Genomic DNA, 19,878 nt, shown 5'->3' on the forward strand with positions numbered 1-19,878 from the left:
CACCAAATGACGAACAGAGCAGCCCAGCAAGCCTCCAGGCGCATCGGATCGCTACGCGCTCCTCTGACCTCGGCGGCTGACGGCCGTCCGGGGCTGACGGCCGCACCAAACGACTAGTGGCCGTGAGGGCTGCGCATGTCCACGAAGCGGATCTCCAGATCAGTGGCCAGGTAGTCCATCCGACGCTCCCAGAAGTCCCGCAGGTGCGGGAGCTCCAGGTGGGCGTCCAGGTCGGCCTGGCTGCGCCACACCTCGTAGAACACGAAGACGCCGGGCTCCTCTCGGTCCTCGTGGAAGTGGTACTCCAGGCAGCCCGGTTCCTGCCGGGTGGGCTCGACGAAGGAGAGCAGCAGCTCCATGAGCTCCTGGGCGCGTTCCGGCTTGGGGCGGGCGACGCCAATGAGTGTGACGAGCTGGTCCATCAGGGTTCTCCCCCACAGGTAGGTACGACTGCTTTCGTACCTACCTGACGCTAGCAGCCGCCAGAGGTAAGATCCAATCCATACCTAAGGAAGGGGGTCACCATGCCCGACGACGAGGGTCATCCGACCGTCGACGAGATCGAGCTCGGCAGAGTGCTGTCCGCGCTCGCCGATCCGTTGCGCCGCCGTGTGGTGCGCGAGCTGGCCGTCGCCCCCGAAGGCACTGCGCGCACCTGCGCCTCCTTCTCGCTGCCGGTCTCGAAGGCGACGGTCACCCACCACTTCCGCACCCTGCGGGAAGCCGGCCTGATCCACCAGGTCGACCGGGGCAATAGCCGGATGGCAGGCCTGCGTCGAGCCGACATCGAGGCCCGCTTCCCCGGCCTCCTCGCCATCCTGACGGCCGAGCCGGCCGACGAGGACCGCGCGGCGATCTGATGCGCTTGGCAGCCCCTGAGCTGCCCTGTTCGTCATGTGGTGCAGGTGTCAGCCCTACGCGGCCGTCGGACGCCGAGAAGAGGGGAGCGCGCGGCGATCTGCTGCGTCCGACCGCTTCCCACAGCGCTCTTTTCGTCATGTGGTGCGGGTATCGGCCCAAGGCGGTCGTCGGACGCCGAGAGATGAGGAGCGCGTAGCGATCTGGCGCGCTCGGGGGCTTCCCGGGGGGCTCTGATCAACCTCTCGTGCAGGTAGCCGCGCCCCCGGTCCGGGATCTCGGCTGCTGAGGGCCCGGATGCCCGGCGGGGCATGGCCCGGTCCCTCGTCTCGTCGCTGAGAGACCCGTCCCTTCCCTGTCGACCGTGCCGTTCTTTTGGGGGTTCCCCGGCAGTCTTTCGGCTTTCCGGGGCGGGACGGTCGGTCAAGGGTGGAGCGAAGCGACATCGCGTAGCGACGCGACCGAAGGGAGCGCCCTTGAGGGACCGGCCCGCCCCGGAAGGACGATGGGACTGACGGGAAACCCCTGAACCCTCCCTGATACCGCCCGGGCCGGACACCGTTCCCCACCCCCGCTGGCACCCCGGGGGGTCGAGGGGGAGACAGCGGGCCCGAACCGTGAAGCCACGCGCCGACCCGGCATGCTCCGAAGGGCAGGACACCCCTTAGAGGTAGTCCTCCAGGCGGCCGATCTTGTAGCCCTGGTCCTGTATCCGCTGGAGCATCCGGGTCGTCATCTGGGTCTCCGTCGCGCCCTTGAGCTCGGACGGGCCGCGGAAGTGGGCCAGGACTATGTCACCCGGCTTGAGGGCGGAGCCCTCCGCGTACTGGAAGTCGTTGATCTGCATCGACGCCCGCCACAGGACCACCGTCGGGGCCCCGCACTCGGCGGCGGCCTTGAGGGTGTCGTCGTTGTAGTTCCCGAACGGCGGGCGGAAGAGCGGGGGCCGCTTGCCGAAGCGCTTCTCCAGGTGGTCCTGCTGCCCGCATATCTCCTTCTTCTGCGCCGCGAAGGGCAGGGTGCGGAGGTTCGGGTGCGTCAGGGTGTGGTTGTTCACGGTGCTGCCGGAGCCGTTGTCGCGGAGCTTCTCGAAGTGGCCGTAGTCCGAGGAGGCCACGTTGTCCGTCAGGAACATGCTGATCGGCAGCTTCAGGTCGGCCGCCATCTTCAGGAACTCGGGGTCCTTCTCCGCGCCGTCGTCGAAGGTGAGGAAGACGACCTTCTCCGTCGGCGCGACGGGTATTCGGTCCAGCACGGCCGCCCTGCCCGGGGCGGCCTTGGGGAGTTGGGGCTTCTGCGCCGGCTTGGGGGCGTACTGGACGGGGGCCTTCAGGCCCCACTTGCGGTACGCCTCGTCCCCCGCCGTGCCGGCCTGCGCGGAGCTCGCCGCGGGGGCCGGTGCGGACGGGGAGGACGACGGGGACGCGCTGTCCGGCGCGGTCTTGCGGCCCAGCCGTTCGATGGGATCCACGCTGTTCCCGCATCCCGTCAGGGAGAGCGCGAGCGCGCCGGCCGTCAGCGTCCCGGCTACCAACCGGCGCGCGTACCTCACAAGTAGTCCTCCAGGCGGGCCACGGCATATCCCTTGTCCGTGACGGTCTTCATGACATGACGGATCATGTCAGGCATCGTGCCCTTCCAGTCCTCCCGGCCCCGGAAGTGCGTGAGGATGATGTCACCGGGATGGAGGTCTCGGTCCCATTCGCGGTAGTCCATCCGGTTCACGAACGCCTCGGCGTTCCACAGCGGAACCGCCTTGATGCCGCAGGACTTGGCGGCCTTCAGCGTGTCCTGGTTGTAGTTGCCGTACGGCGGGCGGAACAGCGAGGGCCGCTTGCCGAACTGCTTCTGGATGGTGTCCTGCTGGCCGCAGATCTCCTCGCGCTGCTGCTCGTACGAGAGGCCGGGCATGTAGCGGTGGTTGAGGGTGTGGTTGTTCAGGGTGACGCCCGCCGCCTGCATCTCCTTGAAGTAGGGGTAGTTGTCGCGCACCAGGTAGTCGCTGAGGAACGCCGTGTAGGGGATCTTCAGCTCGCTCATCATCCTGATGAACTCGGGGTCCTTCTCGGCCCCGTCGTCCACGGTCAGGAAGACGACCTTGTCCTCGGTCGGGACGGTGGTGAAGACCGGGGGCAGTTCGTCCTGGTCCTCGACCTCGAAGCCCTCGCGCGTGGTGATCTCCGGCTTCGCCTTCGGTGCGGCCGGGGCCAGGAGCGGCGTCTTGGCCAGCCGCCACTTCTTCGCGGCGGCGATCCGGGCCTGCTGGGCGGCCTTGAGCTTCTCGGCGGAGTTGGCGAGCGCACCGGCCGCGCCGCCCGCCTCCGCCCCCTGGCCGGGCTTGCCCTTGGCCGGCTTCTCGGGCTCCGTGGCCCCGCACCCCGTGCCCAGGGCGGCGACCAGCAGTGCGGCCAGGGCCACCCCGTACCGGCCGCGCGGGTGCCCCACGGGCCGGTGACCAAACTGCGAATTATTTCCCTTTTGTCGTACAAGCTGCATAGCAGCGGATCCTTCCACCACGCGGCTCCGCGCCCCGGGCGACACCACGGCCGGACGCCCGCCTTCCACCGGCTGGCCCACAATGAACCGGTGACCCCCGAAGACTTCGCCGCGCTCCTCGCCCCCGAGGGCCGCGCCCTCCTCGACTCCCTCCGCGACTACGACCCCGCCCAGGAGCTGGCCGTGGCCACCCGGCTGCGCCGCGAGCACCCCGCCGGGCTGGTGTCGGCCGCGCTGGGCCAGGCCCGGCTGAGGCAGCGGGCGGTGGCGAAGTTCGGGGCCGAGGACGCCTTCCGGATGTACTTCACGCCCGGCGGCGGGGAGATGGCCACCCGCGCGTCGGTGGCCGCGTACCGGGCGGAACGGCTCGCCGGGCTGGGCGTACGGAGCGTCGCGGACCTGTGCTGCGGGATCGGCGGGGACGCGCTGGCGCTCGCGCGGCGCGGCATCCGGGTGCTGGCGGTGGACCTCGACCCGCTGACGGTGGCCGTCGCGCGGGCCAACGCCGAGGCGCTGGGGCTGGCGGACCTGATCGAGGTCCGGGAGGCGGACGTGACGGCGGTGGACGTGTCCGCGTACGACGCCGTCTTCATCGACCCCGCGCGACGGGGCGGGCGCGGGCGGATCTTCGACCCCGAGTCGTACTCGCCGCCGCTGTCGTGGGCGGTCGAGGCGGCGCGGGCGGCGGAGTTCGCCGCCATCAAGATCGCGCCCGGTATCCCGCACGAGGCGGTACCGCCGGAGGCGGAGGCCGAGTGGATCTCCGACCACGGGGACGTGAAGGAGGCCGTGCTGTGGTTCGGCACCGCCCCCGGCACGGTACGGGCCACCCTGCTGCCGGGGCCGGTCGGGCTGGACACCGCCGAGCCGCTGCCGGACCCGGAGGCGGGACCGGTCGGGCGCTGGCTGTACGAGCCCGACGGGGCGGTGATCCGCGCGCACCTCGTCGCGGAGGTGGCCGGTCAGCTTGACGGGCGGCTCATCGACCCGACCATCGCGTACATCACGGCCGACGAGCTGCGGGAGACGCCGTACGCGACGGCGTACGAGATCACGGACGTGCTGCCGTTCGGGCTGAAGAAGCTGAAGGCGCTGCTGCGGGAGCGGGGGGTCGGGATCCTGACGGTGAAGAAGCGGGGGTCAGCGATCGAGCCGGAGGAGCTCCGCAAGAAGGTCAAACCGCAGGGGCCGAACTCCGCGACGGTCTTCCTGACGCGGGTGGCGGGGGCGCCCTCGATGCTGATCGGACACCCTTCCCCTGGCCGGGGGTGACGGGGATCCCGTGCCGCCCCGCCGCATGAGCGGCCGGTGTCCGGGGGCTCCGCGCCTCAGACGCCGGCGAGGCTGGATGTGCCGGCCGGCACCGGATCGTTCGGCGGCACCGTCGTGGGAGCGGCCCCGGCTTGCCCGCGCCCCTGAGCGGCCGGGGCCGGTGTGCGGGTCCAGCGGTGGTACGCCGCGGTCTTGGCCAGGCCCAGGAGGGCGGTGATCCACAGGATCATGCCGAATCCCGTGAAGTACGCCACCTCCCCGTACGTGTCCGTGCCCGGCCGCGCCCCGGACGCCGATGCGAACGCCAGCCAGAGGCCGAAGCCGCCCAGGGCCAGAGAGGCCGTCAGCCACACCGCGCCGCGGGCCGGGGCGCGCAGGCGGGCGTCGGCCTCGGGGTCACGGTCCGCCAGGACCCAGGCGCACAGCAGCTGCCGTATCCGCCGCTCCTGCCGGACGCCCCGCTCGAAGCAGAGCCCGGCCCACAGCAGTACGGCGGCCCCCGCCGCGGAGCACACGACGCCGCCGAGCAGGCCGGGACCGCCGCCCGCCGCGAAGGCCGTCACGGCCAGGCCGGCCAGGGTCCAGCCCAGCGCGAAGGCCGCCGCGACGCCCCAGAGCGACAGCAGCCGCCCCGGGCCCAGGCTGCGCCGGCTCAGGTCCGCGAGGAAACGCGCGCGGTCGGCCCGTACGACGCCCTCGTCCAGCCACTCGCGCAGGTGCGCGGGCGGCGGCGGGGGCGGTAGCTCACGGCCAGGAAGTCTCGGCATGGGCATGACCCTAACCGCGGCCCTTCGAGCTTCGCCGCAGCACTCCTCGACCACCGCCCCGACCAGCGCCTCAGCCGGCGCCCGTGGCCTCCACCGACTCGAACCGCCAGCGGTGCACCGCCCGGGTGATCAGGTCCGCGGCCGGCTCGGGCAGTTCGGGCAGGTCCGCCGCCAGGCCCTCGGGGACCTCCCACCAGGTGATCACGAGCACCCGCTCCTGCGGGGCGCGCAGCACCTCGCGGCGCACCGGCTCCCGGGCCAGGACCTGCGCCCGGGCCCACTCCATGAGTTCGTTGCCCCGGCCGTCGACGGCCCGGGCCTCCCACATCAGCGCGACGGTGCTCACGAGTAGAGGTTGTCCTTGCTGAGCTCGTGTACGTGGTCGTGGTCGTGCGAGTGGCCGTGGTCGTGCGGGTGCTCGTGCGACGTGCCCGGCACGTGCGGGTCCGTCACCGGCAGCGAGGAGTCCGCCGACAGGTCCCAGTCGGAGGCCGGCCGGTTGCGCTTGACCATCTCCGCGCCCAGCGCCGCCACCATCGCGCCGTTGTCGGTGCACAGCTTCGGCCGCGGCACCCGCAGGATGATCCCCGCGTCGTCGCAGCGCTCCTGCGCGAGCGAGCGCAGCCGGGAGTTGGCCGCCACGCCGCCGCCGATCATCAGGTGGTCCACGCCCTCGTCCTTGCAGGCGCGGATCGCCTTGCGCGTCAGCACGTCCACCACGGCCTCCTGGAAGGACGCCGCCACGTCGCGCACCGGCACCTCCTCGCCCGCGTTGCGCTTGGCCTCGATCCAGCGGGCGACCGCCGTCTTCAGGCCGGAGAAGGAGAAGTCGTACGCCGCGTCGCGCGGGCCGGTCAGACCGCGCGGGAAGTTGATCGCCTTCGGGTCGCCCTCCTTCGCCAGCCGGTCGATGACCGGACCGCCGGGGAAGCCGAGCTGGAGCACGCGCGCGATCTTGTCGAAGGCCTCGCCCGCCGCGTCGTCGATGGTCGCGCCGAGCGGCCGTACGTCGCTGGTGATGTCCGGGGCGAGCAGCAGCGAGGAGTGCCCGCCGGAGACCAGCAGCGCCATGGTCGGCTCGGGCAGCGGCCCGTGCTCCAGCTGGTCGACGCAGATGTGGGAGGCGAGGTGGTTCACCCCGTACAGCGGCTTGCCGAGCGCGTACGCGTACGCCTTCGCCGCCGAGACGCCCACCAGCAGCGCCCCCGCGAGGCCCGGGCCGGCCGTGACGGCGATGCCGTCGAGGTCCCGGGCGCTGACCCCGGCTTCCTTCAGGGCGCGCTCGATGGTGGGGACCATCGCCTCCAGGTGCGCGCGGGAGGCCACTTCGGGCACGACCCCGCCGAAGCGGGCGTGCTCGTCGACGCTCGACGCGATCGCGTCGGCCAGCAGGGTGGTGCCGCGGACGACGCCGACGCCGGTCTCGTCGCAGGAGGTCTCGATACCGAGGACGAGCGGTTCGTCAGCCATTGCTCTCACTGCTCTCAGGGTTTTCGGTTCTGGTCTGTGCCGGGTCGGTCAGGCGCATCACGAGCGCGTCGACGTTCCCGGGCTGGTAGTAGCCGCGCCGGAAGCCGATCGGCTCGAAGCCGAACCGCTCGTAGAGCCGCTGGGCGCGGGTGTTGTCCACCCGTACCTCCAGCAGCACCTCGGCGCATTCGAAGGCGGTGGCGGCGCGCAGCAGGTCGGTGAGGAGCCGGGCGCCGAGGCCCGTGCCCCACTGGTCCTTGGCGGCCGCGATGGTCTGTACGTCGCCCAGGTCGCCGGCGGCGGCCAGTCCGGCGTAGCCGACGATGCGGCCGGTGCCGGGCTCTTGGGCGACGACGTAGCGGCGGGTGGCCCGCGGGCCGCGCGCGTGGGCGAGTTCGGACCAGAACATCCCGGCCGACCAGGCGTCTTCGGGGAACAGCTCGTGTTCCAGCTCCAGCACCGGTTCGATGTCCCACCAGCGCATCTCGCGGAGCACTGCGGTCGGGGCGGTCACTGCGGGGTGACCACCTTGTAGTTCTTGGGCACCTGCGCGTCGGGGCGGCGCAGGTAGAGCGGGGCCGGGGGCAGGAACGCCTCCCCCGCCGCGAGCCGTTCGGCGGCCAGGGCGGCCAGCGCCGCGGCCGACTGGTGCACGGGGCCGCGCGCGTCCGGGAAGACGTCCGGGTACAGCGTGGCGCCCTGGCCGACGGCCGGGAGGCCGGCGACCCGTTCCGCGATGTCGGCCGGGCGGTCGACCGCGGGCTCGCCGACGCGGGTGCGCGGGTCCTCGTAGCGCGCCCAGTAGACCTCCTTGCGCCGCGCGTCGGTGGCGACGGTGAAGGGGCCCTCGATCCCGGCGGTGCCGGCGGCGTACGCGAGGCCGTCGAGGGTGCACAGGCCGTGCACCGGGACGCCGAGGACGGCGGCGAAGGTGGAGGCGGTGACGAGGCCGACGCGGAGCCCGGTGTAGGGGCCGGGGCCTACGCCGACGACGATGCCGGTGACGGCTTCGAGCTTGACCCCGGCCTCGGCGAGGACCTGGTCCACGGAGGGCAGCAGGAGCTCCCCGTGGCGGCGTGCGTCGACCTGGTTCGACTCTGCGAGGACGGATTCCCCGTCGTGCAGGGCGACGGTGACGGCGGGCGTGGCGGTATCTACGGCGAGCAAGAGCACGCGAACAGCCTACGACTCCCCGGCCCCAGGGCCTTGCGGCCGGTCGGTGCGGGGCCCGGCTGCTACCTTTCGACCGGGTACACACGCGGGTCGCCCGAGAGTTCGACGGCCCGAGGCGCGGAGAGGTGGAGCAAGGTGGCACGCAGCAGCTCGGGAATCGTGGCCGGGCTCACCGCGGCGGCGATCGCCGCGATCGGCTTCCTGGGCTACCAGGCCTCCGCGACCGCGCCCGCGCTTCCCGCCAAGGCGGGCCCGCAGGCTCCGGCCGCGCCCCCGGCGCAGGCCCCCGCGAAGCAGGACCCGGCGAAGCCCGCGGCGGTGCCGGCCGACTCCGGGACGGGAGCGCGGGTCGTGTACTCGGTGTCCCAGAGGCGGGTGTGGCTGGTCGCGGAGGACGGCAAGGAGCCGCGCAGCTTCACGGTCATGCCGAGCACGGTGCACCCGGTGCCGGGCAGCTACGCCGTCAGCTCGCGCGCGGGCACGGTCACCGGCACGGACGGGGTGCCGATCGAGCACGTCGTGCGGTTCGCCAGCACGGACGGGATCGCGATCGGGTTCAGCGCCCGCGTGGACGGTTCGATGCCGGAGCCGGACACCACGAAGAAGGCCGGCGGCATCCGCATGGCGCGCGCGGACGGTGACGCGATCTGGGCCTTCGCGACGATCGGCGCGAAGGTCGTCGTCGTCGCCTGACGGCACCCCGCCAGGGCACTCCCCACGGCGTTCCCCGCGCGGGAACGCCTCACGCGGCGCGGCTCGCACACGCGGTGTGATTCACCCGAACGTGGGTATCAGGCCGCTTCCGGCTCCGGGGCGGCCCGTTCCGCGTCCGCTTCGGGCCCGGCTCCCGGTTCGGGTTCGGCCTCCGCGCGCGCGGGCGGCGTGGACACCGCCGTGGCGGCCACGCCCGCCGCGAGCAGGGCCCGCATGGACACGACGGGCGCTCGCTCTGCTCCTGCTGCCGACATGGCTGCCTCCTGAGACCCCGGGACGCCGTACTTAGGCACACCTAACCAGCGCTCGGTACCATGTCATCACGCGATGCTGCGCCAACGCAATGTTTTCCCGACGAGTTGTCGGTACGTTGTCGGAACGGTGGCCGGAACCACGGCGTCGCGGCGGCTACCGCGCCGCCAGCCCCGCCAGCTCCGAGCCCGCCCAGCGCGCGCCGACGCCGCGCAGCGCGACCTCGCGCACGTCGTCCAGGACCTCCTCGTGGCCGACGGCTCGCCCGATCACCACGTGCAGCCGGTCGTCGGAGAGCTCCTCGACCTTGCCGTCGCCCCACTCCACGACGACCACGGACTCGGGCAGCGAGACGTCGAGGTCCAGGTCCTCCATCTCGTCGAGCCCGCCGCCGAGGCGGTACGCGTCCACGTGCACCAGCGGCGGACCGTCGCCCAGGGACGGGTGCACCCGGGCGATCACGAAGGTCGGCGAGGTCACGGCCCCGCGCACGCCCAGGCCCTCGCCCAGCCCGCGGGTCAGGGTGGTCTTGCCGGCGCCGAGTTCGCCGGTCAGCAGGACCAGGTCGCCCGGGCGCAGCAGGCCGGCGATCCTGCGGCCCAGCTCCTGCATGGAGGCGGGCGAGTCGACGGTGATCAGGGTTTCTGCGGCGGCCTCGGCCAGGGCCTCAGCGGCCGGGCTGCGCGGCGCTTCCCGCGGTACTTCTTCCATGTCCCCCAACGTTAGCCGCTGCGGGGACGGCTCCGGTGCGCGCCAGCAGGCCGGTCAGCAGCCCGGTCACGATGTCGGGGCGCTCCAGCATCATCAGGTGCCCGGTGTCCTCCAGCACCACCAGCTCGGCGGCCGGGAGCTGCTCTTTGATGGTCACGCTGTGCGCGGCCGGGGTGATCATGTCCCGGTCCCCGGCGACGACGGTGACGGGGATGTCCGCGAACCGCTGGAGGGCGGCGCTCTTGTCGTGGGTCTGGAAGGCCGGGTAGAACTCCGCGACCACGTCGATCGGGGTCGCCTCGATCAGCCGCTCGGCGAAGCGCGCCACACCGGGATCGACGTCCCGGGAGCCGAACGAGTACATCTTGATCATGCCGGCGAAGAGGTCGGCGGTGGCCCGGCGGCCCTTCTCCACGAGCTCGACCTGGGAGCCGAGCGCCTTCAGCACCCCGGGCAGGATGCGGCGCACCGCGCCCAGTCCGACGGAGGGCAGCCCGTACGTCACCTCGTCGAGGCGGCCGCTGGAGGTGCCGACCAGGGCCACGCCGAGCACCCGGTCGCGGACCAGCTCGGGGAACTGCTCGGCGAGGGCCATGAGGGTCATGCCGCCCATGGAGTGGCCGACGAGGACGAGCGGGCCCTCGGGTGCGGCGGCGTCGATGACGGCCTTCAGGTCGCGGCCGAGCTGGTCGATGGTCACCGGCTCGCCGTCGGCCTGGGCCAGGCCCCGGGCGCTGCGGCCGTGGCTGCGCTGGTCCCAGTACACGGAGCGGACGACCCCGCGCAGGGCGGCGCGCTGGAAGTGCCAGGAGTCCTGGGAGAGGCAGTAGCCGTGGCAGAAGACGACGGTGGCGCCCTCCGCCGGGTTCTTGCGCCGCAGCCGGCGCTTCTTGCCGTCCGCGGGCGGTTCGTCGACCTCGTAGTAGAGCTCGGTGCCGTCCTCGGCGCGGCAGCCGCCCTCGGTCCCGCGCAGGGAGCCGAAGTCCCCGGCGGCGTCGAGGGCGAGGCGCGCCTTCATCCGGATGCCGCGCCCCACGGTGATCCGTTCGACCGCGACACCGGCCGCGGCGCCCGCCGCCAGCACACCGATGGCGGCGCCGGCCCAGCCGGCCTTGCGCCAGTTCTCGCTCACGACGTCGCCGCCCTCACTCGGCCCGCGTCACCCGCCGAGGTAGACCCGGGGCACCCTGCCTCCGATACGGGTGACGATCTCATACGCGATCGTGTGCGCCGCTTGAGCCCAGTCCTCGGCGGTCGGTTCGCCGCGCTCGGCGTCCCCGAACAGGACGGCCTCGTCGCCGGCTTCGGCGAGGTCCTCGCCGAGGTCCACGACGAACTGGTCCATGGCGATCCGCCCGGCGGCCCGCCGGACCTTGCCGCCCACGAGCACCGGCCCGCGGCCGGAGGCGTTGCGCGGGACGCCGTCGGCGTAGCCGGCGGGGACGAGCGCGAGGTGCGTCTCGGACTCGGTGACGTAGTGGTGGCCGTAGCTGACGCCGTGCCCGGCGGGGACCGTCTTGACCAGTGCGAGTGAGGCCTTGAGGGTCATGGCGGGGCGCAGCCCGAGCTGGGCGGGGGTGCCGAGCTCGGGCGAGGGGGAGACGCCGTAGACGGCGATCCCGGTGCGCACCAGGTCGAAGTGGCTCTCGGGGAGGGTGAGCGTCGCGGGCGAGTTGGCGATGTGCCGGACCTCGGGCTCGACGCCCTCCTTCTCCGCGTAGGCCAGCATGTCGCGGAAGGCGTCGAGCTGGAGCCGGACGGAGGGGTGGCCGGGCTCGTCGGCGCAGGCGAAGTGGGACCAGACCCCGGTGACCCGGACGGTGCCCTCGGCCTGCGCGGCGACGGCCGCGCCGACCAGCTCGGCCCAGTCGGCGGGCTGGCAGCCATTGCGGCCGAGACCGGTGTCGGCCTTGAGCTGGATGCGGGCGGTACGGCCGGCCGCGCGGGCGGCGGCCCGGACCTCGTCCAGGGCCCACATCCCGCTGACGGACACGTCGACGTCGGCCTCGACGGCCTCCCGCCAGGGCCCGCCGGGGGTCCAGAGCCAGCACATGACCCGGCCCTCGATGCCGGCGGCGCGCAGGGCGAGCGCCTCCTCGGGGGTGGCGGTGCCGAGCCACGTGGCACCGGCCTCCTGGGCTGCGCGGGCGCACTGGACGGCACCGTGCCCGTAGGCATTCGACTTGACGACGGCCATCAGCTTGGCCCGGGGCGCCCGCGCGCGCAGGGCGCGCACGTTCTCCCGTACCGCGTCAAGATCGATCTCGGCGTACACGCGCATCGGTGTCTCGTTCATCGCCCACAGTCTCTCAGAACCCGTACGGGCCGGTGATCGGGCATGATTCGCCCGCCTTGCCCCACTCGCCCGCTCTCCCACCCCGCAGCACCTCCCGGCCCCGCCGGCGTTCGAGGCGCGGGGGCCTGCGGGCGGAGCCCCCGGCGGGTCCTGGGCGGGTCCTGGGCGGGTCCTGGGCGGAGCCCCGGGGAACGGGCGGAGGCCGGGGCCGGGAGCAGCCCGCGCAGCGGCCCCGCCCGGCCGGGGTCAGGCCCGTACGGAGCGCCACGCCTCCGGCAGCGCGGCCGCGACCTCCTGCGCCACCACCGGCGCACCCCCGGCGGCCAGCCGCCCGGCCAGCCCGTGCAGGTAGGCGGCCACCGCCCCGGCGTCCACCCCGCCCAGCCCACCGGCCAGCAGCGCCCCCGCCAGCCCGGACAGCACGTCCCCGCTGCCCGCGGTGGCCAGCCAGGGCGTACCCGTCGGATTCACCCGCACCGCACCGCCGCCACCGCCGGAGGCGACCAGCGTCGTGGACCCCTTCAGCAGCACCGCCGCCCCGTACCGCCCCGCGAGCTCCCGCACCGCGGCCAGCCGCCCCGCCTCCACCGCCTCCCGCGCCACCCCCAGCAGCGCCGCCGCCTCCCCCGCGTGCGGGGTCAGCAGGGTCGCCGCCCGGCGTGAACGCACCACCGCCGGGTCCAGCCCGCGCAGCCCGTCCGCGTCGGCCAGCACGGGCACGTCCCGGTCCGCCAGGGCCCGTTCGACCTCGGCGGCCCGCCCGGACCCCAGCCCGGGGCCGACCACCCAGGCCTGCACCCGCCCCCGCCCGACCAGCACCTCCGGGTAGCGCGCCAGTACGGCGTCCGCCGCCGGGCCCACGTACCGCACCGCGCCCGCGCCGCCCCGCAGGGCCCCCGCCACGGCGAGCACGGCCGCACCCGGGTACTGCTCCGACCCGGCGACGACCCCGACCACGCCCCGCCGGTACTTGTCGCTCGACGCCCCCGGCACCGGGAGCAGCCTCGCCACGTCGGCGTGCTGGAGCGCCTCCAGCTCCGCCGGGGCCGGCAGCTCCAGACCGATGGGGACGAGCCGCACCGCGCCCGCCCGCGAGGCCCCGGGGTCGATCAGCAGCCCGGGCTTGTACGCGCCGAAGGTGACCGTCACGTCGGCCGACACCGCCGGGCCCGCGACCTCCCCGGTGTCCGCGTCCACCCCGCTCGGCAGGTCCACGGCGACCACGAGCGCCCCCGCCGGGATCCGCTCGGCCAGCGCGGCCGCCGCCGGCCGCAGCCCGCCCCGGCCGCCGATCCCGGTGAGCCCGTCCAGTACGAGGTCCGCCCGCGCGGGGACCGACTCCGCGACCCGTCCCCCGGCGGCCCGCAGCGCGGCCAGCCCGCCGGGGTGGATCCGCGCCGGGTCCATCGGCACCGCCGTCACCGCGGCCCCGCGCCGCGCCAGCCGGGCGCCCGCGTACAGCGCGTCGCCGCCGTTGTCCCCGGGGCCGGCCAGCAGCACGACCCGGGACCCGTAGACCCGGCCCCGGCGCCGCGCCAGCAACTCCGCGCACACGGCGGCCAGTCCGGCCGCCGCCCGGGCCATCAGGGCGCCCTCCGGCAGCCGCGCCATCAGCTCGCGCTCGGCGGCCCGTACGGTCTCCACGCTGTAGGCAGTACGCATGGACTAACCTTCGGCGATCACCACCGCCGACGCGACGCCGGCGTCGTGGCTGAGCGAGATGTGCCAGGACTTCACCCCGAGCGCCCGCGCCCGGGCCTCGACCGTGCCGGACACCCGCAGCCGGGGCTGCCCCGTGTCCTCGACGTACACCTCGGCGTCGGTCCACAGCAGCCCGCCGGGCGCCCCCAGAGCCTTGGCCAGGGCTTCCTTGGCCGCGAACCGGGCGGCGAGCGAGGCGGTACCGCGCCGCTCGCCGCCCGGCAGCGTCAACTCGGATTCGAGGAAGAGACGCCGGGCCATCTGCGGCGTCCGCTCCAGAGCCGCGCCGAACCGTTCGATCTCGGCAACGTCAATCCCCACACCGACAATCACAACGACAACCCCAACTGCTCTTCGCTCACTCCACGGTCACCGACTTCGCGAGATTACGCGGCTGGTCCACCTCGTTGCCGCGCGCCGTAGCCAGCTCGCACGCGAACACCTGGAGCGGCACCGTCGCCACCAGCGGCTGGAGGAGCGTCGGGGTCGCCGGGATCCGGATCAGGTGGTCGGCGTACGGGACCACGGCCTCGTCGCCCTCCTCCGCGATCACGATGGTGCGCGCCCCGCGCGCCCGGATCTCCTGGATGTTGGAGACGATCTTGTCGTGCAGGACCGAGCGCCCGCGCGGCGACGGCACGACGACCACCACCGGCAGGTCCTTCTCGATCAGCGCGATCGGCCCGTGCTTGAGTTCGCCCGCCGCGAAGCCCTCGGCGTGCATGTACGCCAGCTCCTTGAGCTTGAGCGCGCCCTCCAGCGCCACCGGGTAGCCGACGTGGCGGCCGAGGAAGAGCACGGTGTCCTTGTCGGCGAGGGAGCGCGCAAGGGCCCGTACCGGTTCCATCGTCTCCAGTACGGTGTCCACCGCCGCGGCGATGTCCGACAGCTCCCGGATCACCGCCCGGATCTCGTCGCCCCACTTCGTGCCCCGTACCTGCCCGAGGTACAGCGCGACGAGGTAGCAGGCGACCAGCTGCGTCAGGAACGCCTTCGTGGAGGCGACGGCCACCTCAGGACCGGCGTGCGTGTAGAGCACGGCGTCCGATTCGCGGGGGATGGTCGAGCCGTTCGTATTGCAGACGGCCAGCACCTTGGCGCCCTGCTCGCGCGCGTGCCGCAGCGCCATCAGGGTGTCCATGGTCTCGCCGGACTGCGAGATCGCGATCACCAGGGTCCGCTGGTCGAGGATCGGGTCGCGGTAGCGGAACTCGCTGGCCAGCTCCGTCTCGCACGGGATGCGGGTCCAGTGCTCGATGGCCAGCTTCGCGATCATGCCCGCGTGGTAGGCCGTACCGCAGGCCACGATCACGACCTTGTCGACCTCCCGGAGCACCGAGGCGGGGATGCGCACCTCGTCCAGGGTCAGCAGGCCGCTCGCGTCGATCCTGCCCAGCAGCGTGTCGGCGACGGCCTTCGGCTGCTCGGCGATCTCCTTGAGCATGAAGTAGTCATAGCCCCCCTTCTCGGCCGCCGAGGCGTCCCAGTCCACCCGGTACGCCCGCACGGTCGCGGGCGCACCGTCGAAGCCGGTCACCGTGACCCCGTCGCGGCGGAGTTCGACGACCTGGTCCTGCCCCAGCTCGATCGCGGACCGGGTGTGGGCGATGAACGCGGCCACGTCCGAGGCGAGGAAGTTCTCGCCCTCTCCAACGCCCACCACCAGGGGGGAGTTCCGGCGCGCGCCGACCACCACGTCCGGCTCGTCCGCGTGCACCGCGACCAGGGTGAACGCGCCCTCCAGCCGTCGGCACACCTGCCGCATCGCCTCCGCGAGGCCGCGTCCACCGGCACCGCCGGCCGCCTCGAAGCGCTCGGCCAGCAGGTGCGCCACCACCTCGGTGTCCGTCTCGGACTCCAGCCGGTGCCCGCGCTCGGCGAGTTCGGCGCGCAGCGCGGCGAAGTTCTCGATGATGCCGTTGTGCACGACCGCCACCCGGCCGGAGTTGTCCAGGTGGGGGTGGGCGTTGACGTCGGTGGGCCCGCCGTGGGTCGCCCACCGGGTGTGCCCGAGGCCCGTGGAGCCGGCCGGCAGCGGCCGGCTGACCAGCTCCTTCTCCAGGTTGACGAGTTTCCCGGCCTTCTTGACGTTGGCGAGGGCCCCGTCGGCGAGCACGGCGACCCCGGCCGAGTCGTAGCCGCGGTACTCCAGCCGCTTCAGTCCGGCGATGACCACATCGAGCGCAGACTGCGCCCCTACGTAACCCACAATTCCGCACATAGGCGGCAGCGTACGCCGTGGCCGCCCGTCTGCCCCGTACCCGAACAAGACGAAAACCCCGCCCCGGCGAATCCACCGGAGCGGGGTTGACGATGTTTTCGAATCCGCCGTCCGACGGCCCTCAGCCCAGCTTGCGCAGCTGCGCCTCGACCACCGGAGCCGCCAGCTCCGCCGCCCCGGAGGTCCGGCCGGCCAGGAAGTTCGCGAGCGTGCCGCCCTTGCGCACCACCACGAGCTCGGTGGCGTAGCGCTCGCCGTCGCGCTCGGCCTCCACCGTGTAGCCGACCGCCTCGTCGCCGCCGTGCGCGGCGTGCGGGACGACCCGCGTCACCTTGACGGTCTCCCCGTCCGCCGTCACGGAGTAGCCGGCCGTGCAGGCCTCGCCGGCGGCCCGCACCTCGGCGAAGTGCCCGCCGGCCGCGTTCCCCGCGTACGAGCCGAGGGTCACCACCGTCACGGTCGAGCTGGCCGCGTCCTGGGCGGCCGCCCGCTTCTGCCGTTCCGTGGCGTCCTGCGGCAGCGGCGCCGGTACGGCGACCACCGAGGCCTTGGCCCAGCCGGTCCGGCCGGTCGGCAGGAACCCCGTGGCCGCGTGGGCCAGCTCCCGGCACTCCGGCCGGTCCACGCTCACCAGGGCGCTGTCCGCCCCCTCGGGGCTGACCCTGTGGTCCACGAGGTCCCCCTGCGCCACGATCAGCCGGGCCGGGGGCTCCTGCCCCTTCCCCTTCGACGCGTGGTCGGCCGCGCCGGCGGGCAGCTCCGCCGGCACGATCTCCACCACCATTCCCGGCCGGGCCGTCCCGCATCCGGTGGCCAGCAGGGCCAGCGTCAGACCGGAGACCGCCGAGGCTCCCAGTGCGGCCGCGCGCCGCGCGCGGACGCCTCTCATCCGAGCTTCTTGACCTGCGCCTCCACGACCGCCTTGGGCTGGGCGGCCGCACCCGTCAGGTTCATCGCGTAGAAGGTGGCCAGGGTGTTGCCCTTGCGCACGACCACGAACTGCATCGTGGCCTTCTCGCCGTCCTTCAGGTCCATCACGGTGTTGTAGGCCACGGCCTCGTCACCGGCGGCGACCGCGGCGGAGGGGGCGACCTTCTCGATCTTGGTGGTCTCGGCGTCCTGGGTGACCGTGTAGCCGCCCGCGCAGGCCGTGCTCGCGGTCTTCAGCGCGCCGAAGGCCTCCTCGGCGCCCTTGCCGTCGTACGAGGCGAGCCCGACCGAGGTGCGGGTGACGGCCAGGCCGCCCTTGAGCGCGTCGAGCTTGTCGTCCAGGCTCGCGCCCTCGGACGGCTTCTTCGGCTTCTCCGTCGCGGCGATCGTCGCGGTGCCGGCCGGCTTGCCGAGCGGCACCAGGGTCTGGAGCTGGACCAGCGGCTTGCACTCGGCCTTGTCGGCGTTGGCGTTCGCCCCGGCCGCGGCCTTCGCCGCCGCGTCCGCCTCGACCTTGTGCTCGGGCAGGTCGGCCTGGGCGACCAGCAGCGGAGCCAGCTCGGCGGCGGACTTCCCCTTGGCCCCGGCCGCCGCGGGGGCGGACTGCTGCGGGCTCGCCTTGGCGTCGTCCTTCTTGCCGGAGTCACCGGAGTCGGAGCCGCAGGCGGTGGCCAGCAGGCTCAGGGACACGGCCGAGGCGGTCAGGACGGCACGGCGGACGAACGCGGTACGCACGAAGAATCTCCCCCAAGAACAAGAACGCCGTCAGGACGCAGGTCGGCGCCACGGCGACGAACAATGTACGGCGTTCAATCGATCACGCGAACGGGTTTTCGGGTGATCCGGCCCAATCGTGATGCGCACGAGACCGGGCGGGCCTCCGATCGACATGTACGCCTGTACAACCCGTCGCGGCCCCGCCCGGCCGCCGCCACCCGCTGTTCTCCCGGCGGCCACCCCACACGTGACCGACCCCACCACCCACGAGCGCCCCTGAGCCCCGACAATGGCGGTGTGATCACCTCGCCGACGCGTTGTACGCCGGACCACGCAACGGAGCGCCCCGGCCCCCGCAGGGCCCAGGACGCCTCACCGTACGTCGACCTCACCCGGGCCGAGTGGAGCGCCCTGCGCGAGCGGACCCCGCTGCCCCTGACCGCCGAGGAGGTGGAGCGGCTGCGGGGCCTGGGCGACGTCATCGACCTCGACGAGGTGCGGGACGTGTACCTGCCGCTCTCCCGCCTGCTGAACCTGTACGTCGGCGCCACCAGCAACCTCCGCGGCACCCTGAACACCTTCCTCGGCGACGCCGGCAACGGCCACGGCGCCCAGCAGGGCACCCCCTTCGTCATAGGCGTCGCCGGCTCCGTAGCCGTCGGCAAGTCCACCGTGGCCCGTCTGCTCCAGGCGCTCCTGGCCCGCTGGCCCGAGCACCCCCGCGTCGAGCTGGTCACCACGGACGGCTTCCTGTACCCGATGAAGGAGCTCCAGCGCCGCGGCCTGACCTCCCGGAAGGGCTTCCCGGAGTCCTACGACCGCCGGGCGCTGACCCGCTTCGTCGCCGACATCAAGGCGGGCAAGGACGAGGTCAAGGCCCCGGTCTACTCGCACCTGATCTACGACATCGTGCCGGGCGAGCAGCTCGTCGTACGCCGCCCGGACATCCTCATCGTCGAGGGGCTCAACGTCCTGCAGCCCGCGCTGCCCGGCAAGGACGGCCGTACCCGCGTCGGCCTCGCCGACTACTTCGACTTCAGCGTGTACGTGGACGCGCGCCCCGAGGACATCGAGCGCTGGTACCTCAACCGGTTCCGGAAGCTGCGCGAGACCGCGTTCCAGAACCCCTTCTCCTACTTCCGCAAGTACACCCAGGTCTCCGAGGAGGAGGCCCTGGAGTACGCGCAGACGATGTGGCGGACCATCAACAAGCCCAACCTGCTGGAGAACGTGGCCCCCACCCGCGGCCGCGCCACCCTCGTCGTGCGCAAGGGACCCGACCACAAGGTGCAGAAGCTGAGCCTGCGCAAGCTGTAGCACTAGGGTGCGGCCATGCTGCACCTGAGGATGATCGCCCCGCACCACCTCACCCAGCGGGTGGTGGAGCTGATCGGGCAGACCGTCGGCACCACCCATCTGGTCGTACTGGAGGGCGCCGCCCGCGACCCCGAGGGCGACCTGGTGCTGTGCGACGTGGCGCGCGAGTCGGCCGACGAGCTGCTCCAGGAGATGCGCTCCCTCGGCATCGACCGGAGCGGGTCCATCGCCGTCGAGAACATCGACCTCTCCATCTCCACACGCGCCGACGAGGCGGAGGAGGAGGCCCCGGGCGAGGCCGCGGACGCGGTGGTCTGGGAGCAGCTCGCCGAGTCGACCCACGAGGAGTCGACCCTCACGATCACCTACAGCGCCTTCATGATCGTCGCCACGATGATCGCGGCCTGCGGTGTGGTGCTCGACAACGCGATCCTGATCGTCGGCGCGATGGCCGTCGGCCCCGAATTCGGGCCGCTCGCCGGGATCTGCACGGGGATGGTGCGGCGCGCCCCGAAGGCGGCGTGGCGCTCGCTGGTCGCCCTGTTGGTCGGCTTCGCCGCCGCGATCGTGGCGACGACCGTGTTCAGCCTGGCCATGGACGCGCTCGGCCTGTTCCACCCGGGGATGCTCGACAGGCCCCGGCCGAACACCAGCTTCATCTGGCAGCCCGACCCGTTCTCCTTCGTCGTGGCGGTGCTCGCCGGCGTGGCCGGGATGCTGTCGCTGACGTCGGCGAAGTCGGGGGCGCTGGTGGGGGTGGCGATCTCGGTGACCACGGTCCCGGCCGGCGCGAACGCGGCCGTGGCGCTGAGCTACGGGGAGTTCGGCCAGATGTGGGGCTCGGCGGAGCAGCTGCTGCTGAACCTGCTCGGCATCATCGTCTCCGGCTCGCTGACCCTCATCGGCTGGAAACTGCTGTGGCGCACCCAGCACGCACGGATGATCCGCCCGCCGGGTGCGCCACGGAACAGCGCGGGGTAAGG

At 73.2% G+C, this 19,878-nt stretch carries 22 protein-coding genes; 5 read left to right on the top strand and 17 right to left on the bottom strand.

Annotated elements, in window-relative coordinates; genetic code table 11:
- Positions 1-113: 113 nt before the first annotated feature.
- Positions 114-422: a putative quinol monooxygenase gene (locus tag ACZ7IF_RS12195; protein WP_470967840.1), complete on the bottom strand. Its 309-nt coding sequence runs from the start codon at positions 420-422 to the stop codon at positions 114-116.
- Positions 423-524: 102 nt separating this feature from the next.
- On the opposite strand from ACZ7IF_RS12195, the gene ACZ7IF_RS12200 reads away from it, so the two are divergent.
- The gene (locus tag ACZ7IF_RS12200; RefSeq protein WP_470967844.1) at positions 525-860 is read left to right on the top strand and encodes an ArsR/SmtB family transcription factor; all 336 of its coding nucleotides are present in this window, start codon (positions 525-527) and stop codon (positions 858-860) included.
- Positions 861-1,522: 662 nt separating this feature from the next.
- On the opposite strand, the gene ACZ7IF_RS12205 is transcribed toward ACZ7IF_RS12200, so the two are convergent.
- Complete coding sequence (locus ACZ7IF_RS12205; protein WP_470968213.1) at positions 1,523-2,392, bottom strand: polysaccharide deacetylase family protein; 870 nt, start codon at positions 2,390-2,392, stop codon at positions 1,523-1,525.
- A gap of 14 nt (positions 2,393-2,406) precedes the next feature.
- Positions 2,407-3,354, bottom strand: coding sequence for a polysaccharide deacetylase family protein (locus ACZ7IF_RS12210; protein ID WP_470967849.1), 948 nt, complete (start codon positions 3,352-3,354; stop codon positions 2,407-2,409).
- Between the two features lie 90 nt (positions 3,355-3,444).
- On the opposite strand from ACZ7IF_RS12210, the gene ACZ7IF_RS12215 reads away from it, so the two are divergent.
- Complete coding sequence (locus ACZ7IF_RS12215) at positions 3,445-4,626, top strand: THUMP-like domain-containing protein (RefSeq protein WP_470967852.1); 1,182 nt, start codon at positions 3,445-3,447, stop codon at positions 4,624-4,626.
- Positions 4,627-4,682: 56 nt separating this feature from the next.
- Here ACZ7IF_RS12215 and ACZ7IF_RS12220 read toward each other — a convergent pair whose 3' ends face one another.
- The 5 genes from ACZ7IF_RS12220 to tsaB form a co-directional block, all read right to left on the bottom strand.
- Entirely contained in the window at positions 4,683-5,393 is a 711-nt protein-coding gene (locus ACZ7IF_RS12220) for a hypothetical protein (RefSeq protein WP_470967856.1), read from the bottom strand.
- 70 nt (positions 5,394-5,463) lie between these two features.
- Positions 5,464-5,739, bottom strand: coding sequence for a hypothetical protein (locus ACZ7IF_RS12225; protein WP_470967859.1), 276 nt, complete (start codon positions 5,737-5,739; stop codon positions 5,464-5,466).
- Positions 5,736-6,863: a tRNA (adenosine(37)-N6)-threonylcarbamoyltransferase complex transferase subunit TsaD gene (gene tsaD / locus ACZ7IF_RS12230; protein WP_470967862.1), complete on the bottom strand. Its 1,128-nt coding sequence runs from the start codon at positions 6,861-6,863 to the stop codon at positions 5,736-5,738. Before tsaD ends, ACZ7IF_RS12225 begins: the two co-directional genes overlap by 4 nt.
- Complete coding sequence (gene rimI / locus ACZ7IF_RS12235) at positions 6,856-7,377, bottom strand: ribosomal protein S18-alanine N-acetyltransferase (RefSeq protein ID WP_470967865.1); 522 nt, start codon at positions 7,375-7,377, stop codon at positions 6,856-6,858. The genes tsaD and rimI overlap by 8 nt, the downstream gene beginning before the upstream one ends.
- Positions 7,374-8,036, bottom strand: a complete 663-nt coding sequence (gene tsaB / locus ACZ7IF_RS12240; RefSeq protein WP_470967868.1) for a tRNA (adenosine(37)-N6)-threonylcarbamoyltransferase complex dimerization subunit type 1 TsaB — start codon at positions 8,034-8,036, stop codon at positions 7,374-7,376. Before tsaB ends, rimI begins: the two co-directional genes overlap by 4 nt.
- 135 nt (positions 8,037-8,171) lie before the next feature.
- Here tsaB and ACZ7IF_RS12245 point away from each other — a divergent pair, with 135 nt between their 5' ends.
- Positions 8,172-8,729, top strand: a complete 558-nt coding sequence (locus tag ACZ7IF_RS12245) for a L,D-transpeptidase (protein WP_470967875.1) — start codon at positions 8,172-8,174, stop codon at positions 8,727-8,729.
- Positions 8,730-8,827: 98 nt separating this feature from the next.
- On the opposite strand, the gene ACZ7IF_RS12250 is transcribed toward ACZ7IF_RS12245, so the two are convergent.
- The 9 genes from ACZ7IF_RS12250 to ACZ7IF_RS12290 form a co-directional block, all read right to left on the bottom strand.
- On the bottom strand, positions 8,828-9,004 hold the full coding sequence (locus ACZ7IF_RS12250; RefSeq protein ID WP_470967881.1) for a hypothetical protein: 177 nt from the start codon (positions 9,002-9,004) through the stop codon (positions 8,828-8,830).
- Positions 9,005-9,158: 154 nt separating this feature from the next.
- Positions 9,159-9,713 carry a tRNA (adenosine(37)-N6)-threonylcarbamoyltransferase complex ATPase subunit type 1 TsaE gene (gene tsaE / locus ACZ7IF_RS12255; RefSeq protein WP_470967885.1) on the bottom strand — a complete coding sequence of 185 codons (555 nt, stop codon included), beginning with the start codon at positions 9,711-9,713 and terminating at the stop codon, positions 9,159-9,161.
- Positions 9,670-10,845, bottom strand: a complete 1,176-nt coding sequence (locus ACZ7IF_RS12260) for an alpha/beta fold hydrolase (protein ID WP_470967890.1) — start codon at positions 10,843-10,845, stop codon at positions 9,670-9,672. Before ACZ7IF_RS12260 ends, tsaE begins: the two co-directional genes overlap by 44 nt.
- Positions 10,846-10,872: 27 nt before the next feature.
- Complete coding sequence (gene alr, locus ACZ7IF_RS12265) at positions 10,873-12,009, bottom strand: alanine racemase (protein ID WP_470967897.1); 1,137 nt, start codon at positions 12,007-12,009, stop codon at positions 10,873-10,875.
- A 246-nt stretch (positions 12,010-12,255) separates the two neighbouring features.
- A complete protein-coding gene (locus ACZ7IF_RS12270; RefSeq protein WP_470967901.1) occupies positions 12,256-13,671 on the bottom strand; it encodes an NAD(P)H-hydrate dehydratase in 1,416 nt (471 codons plus the stop codon).
- A 3-nt stretch (positions 13,672-13,674) separates the two neighbouring features.
- Entirely contained in the window at positions 13,675-14,043 is a 369-nt protein-coding gene (locus ACZ7IF_RS12275; RefSeq protein WP_470967904.1) for a holo-ACP synthase, read from the bottom strand.
- Positions 14,044-14,068: 25 nt separating this feature from the next.
- Positions 14,069-15,931: a glutamine--fructose-6-phosphate transaminase (isomerizing) gene (glmS, locus tag ACZ7IF_RS12280; RefSeq protein ID WP_470967911.1), complete on the bottom strand. Its 1,863-nt coding sequence runs from the start codon at positions 15,929-15,931 to the stop codon at positions 14,069-14,071.
- 121 nt (positions 15,932-16,052) lie between these two features.
- Complete coding sequence (locus ACZ7IF_RS12285; protein WP_470967916.1) at positions 16,053-16,820, bottom strand: hypothetical protein; 768 nt, start codon at positions 16,818-16,820, stop codon at positions 16,053-16,055.
- Positions 16,817-17,596 carry a hypothetical protein gene (locus tag ACZ7IF_RS12290; protein ID WP_470967921.1) on the bottom strand — a complete coding sequence of 260 codons (780 nt, stop codon included), beginning with the start codon at positions 17,594-17,596 and terminating at the stop codon, positions 16,817-16,819. Before ACZ7IF_RS12290 ends, ACZ7IF_RS12285 begins: the two co-directional genes overlap by 4 nt.
- A gap of 279 nt (positions 17,597-17,875) precedes the next feature.
- Here ACZ7IF_RS12290 and coaA point away from each other — a divergent pair, with 279 nt between their 5' ends.
- Complete coding sequence (gene coaA, locus ACZ7IF_RS12295; RefSeq protein ID WP_470967928.1) at positions 17,876-18,895, top strand: type I pantothenate kinase; 1,020 nt, start codon at positions 17,876-17,878, stop codon at positions 18,893-18,895.
- 15 nt (positions 18,896-18,910) lie between these two features.
- The gene (locus ACZ7IF_RS12300) at positions 18,911-19,876 is read left to right on the top strand and encodes a DUF389 domain-containing protein (RefSeq protein ID WP_470967931.1); all 966 of its coding nucleotides are present in this window, start codon (positions 18,911-18,913) and stop codon (positions 19,874-19,876) included.
- The last annotated feature ends 2 nt before the right edge of the window (positions 19,877-19,878 follow it).

Source organism: Streptomyces sp. NPDC037421 (assembly GCF_055602105.1).

Coding starts and splice junctions, on each gene's coding strand:
- tsaE (WP_470967885.1), bottom strand. CDS start 9,713: ATGGAAGAAGTACCGCGGGAAGCGCCGCGCAGCCCGGCCGCTGAGGCC.
- ACZ7IF_RS12300 (WP_470967931.1), top strand. CDS start 18,911: ATGCTGCACCTGAGGATGATCGCCCCGCACCACCTCACCCAGCGGGTG.
- ACZ7IF_RS12270 (WP_470967901.1), bottom strand. CDS start 13,671: ATGCGTACTGCCTACAGCGTGGAGACCGTACGGGCCGCCGAGCGCGAG.
- ACZ7IF_RS12220 (WP_470967856.1), bottom strand. CDS start 5,393: ATGCCGAGACTTCCTGGCCGTGAGCTACCGCCCCCGCCGCCGCCCGCG.
- alr (WP_470967897.1), bottom strand. CDS start 12,009: ATGAACGAGACACCGATGCGCGTGTACGCCGAGATCGATCTTGACGCG.
- ACZ7IF_RS12200 (WP_470967844.1), top strand. CDS start 525: ATGCCCGACGACGAGGGTCATCCGACCGTCGACGAGATCGAGCTCGGC.
- ACZ7IF_RS12250 (WP_470967881.1), bottom strand. CDS start 9,004: ATGTCGGCAGCAGGAGCAGAGCGAGCGCCCGTCGTGTCCATGCGGGCC.
- ACZ7IF_RS12195 (WP_470967840.1), bottom strand. CDS start 422: ATGGACCAGCTCGTCACACTCATTGGCGTCGCCCGCCCCAAGCCGGAA.
- ACZ7IF_RS12210 (WP_470967849.1), bottom strand. CDS start 3,354: ATGCAGCTTGTACGACAAAAGGGAAATAATTCGCAGTTTGGTCACCGG.
- ACZ7IF_RS12285 (WP_470967916.1), bottom strand. CDS start 16,820: ATGAGAGGCGTCCGCGCGCGGCGCGCGGCCGCACTGGGAGCCTCGGCG.
- glmS (WP_470967911.1), bottom strand. CDS start 15,931: ATGTGCGGAATTGTGGGTTACGTAGGGGCGCAGTCTGCGCTCGATGTG.
- tsaD (WP_470967862.1), bottom strand. CDS start 6,863: ATGGCTGACGAACCGCTCGTCCTCGGTATCGAGACCTCCTGCGACGAG.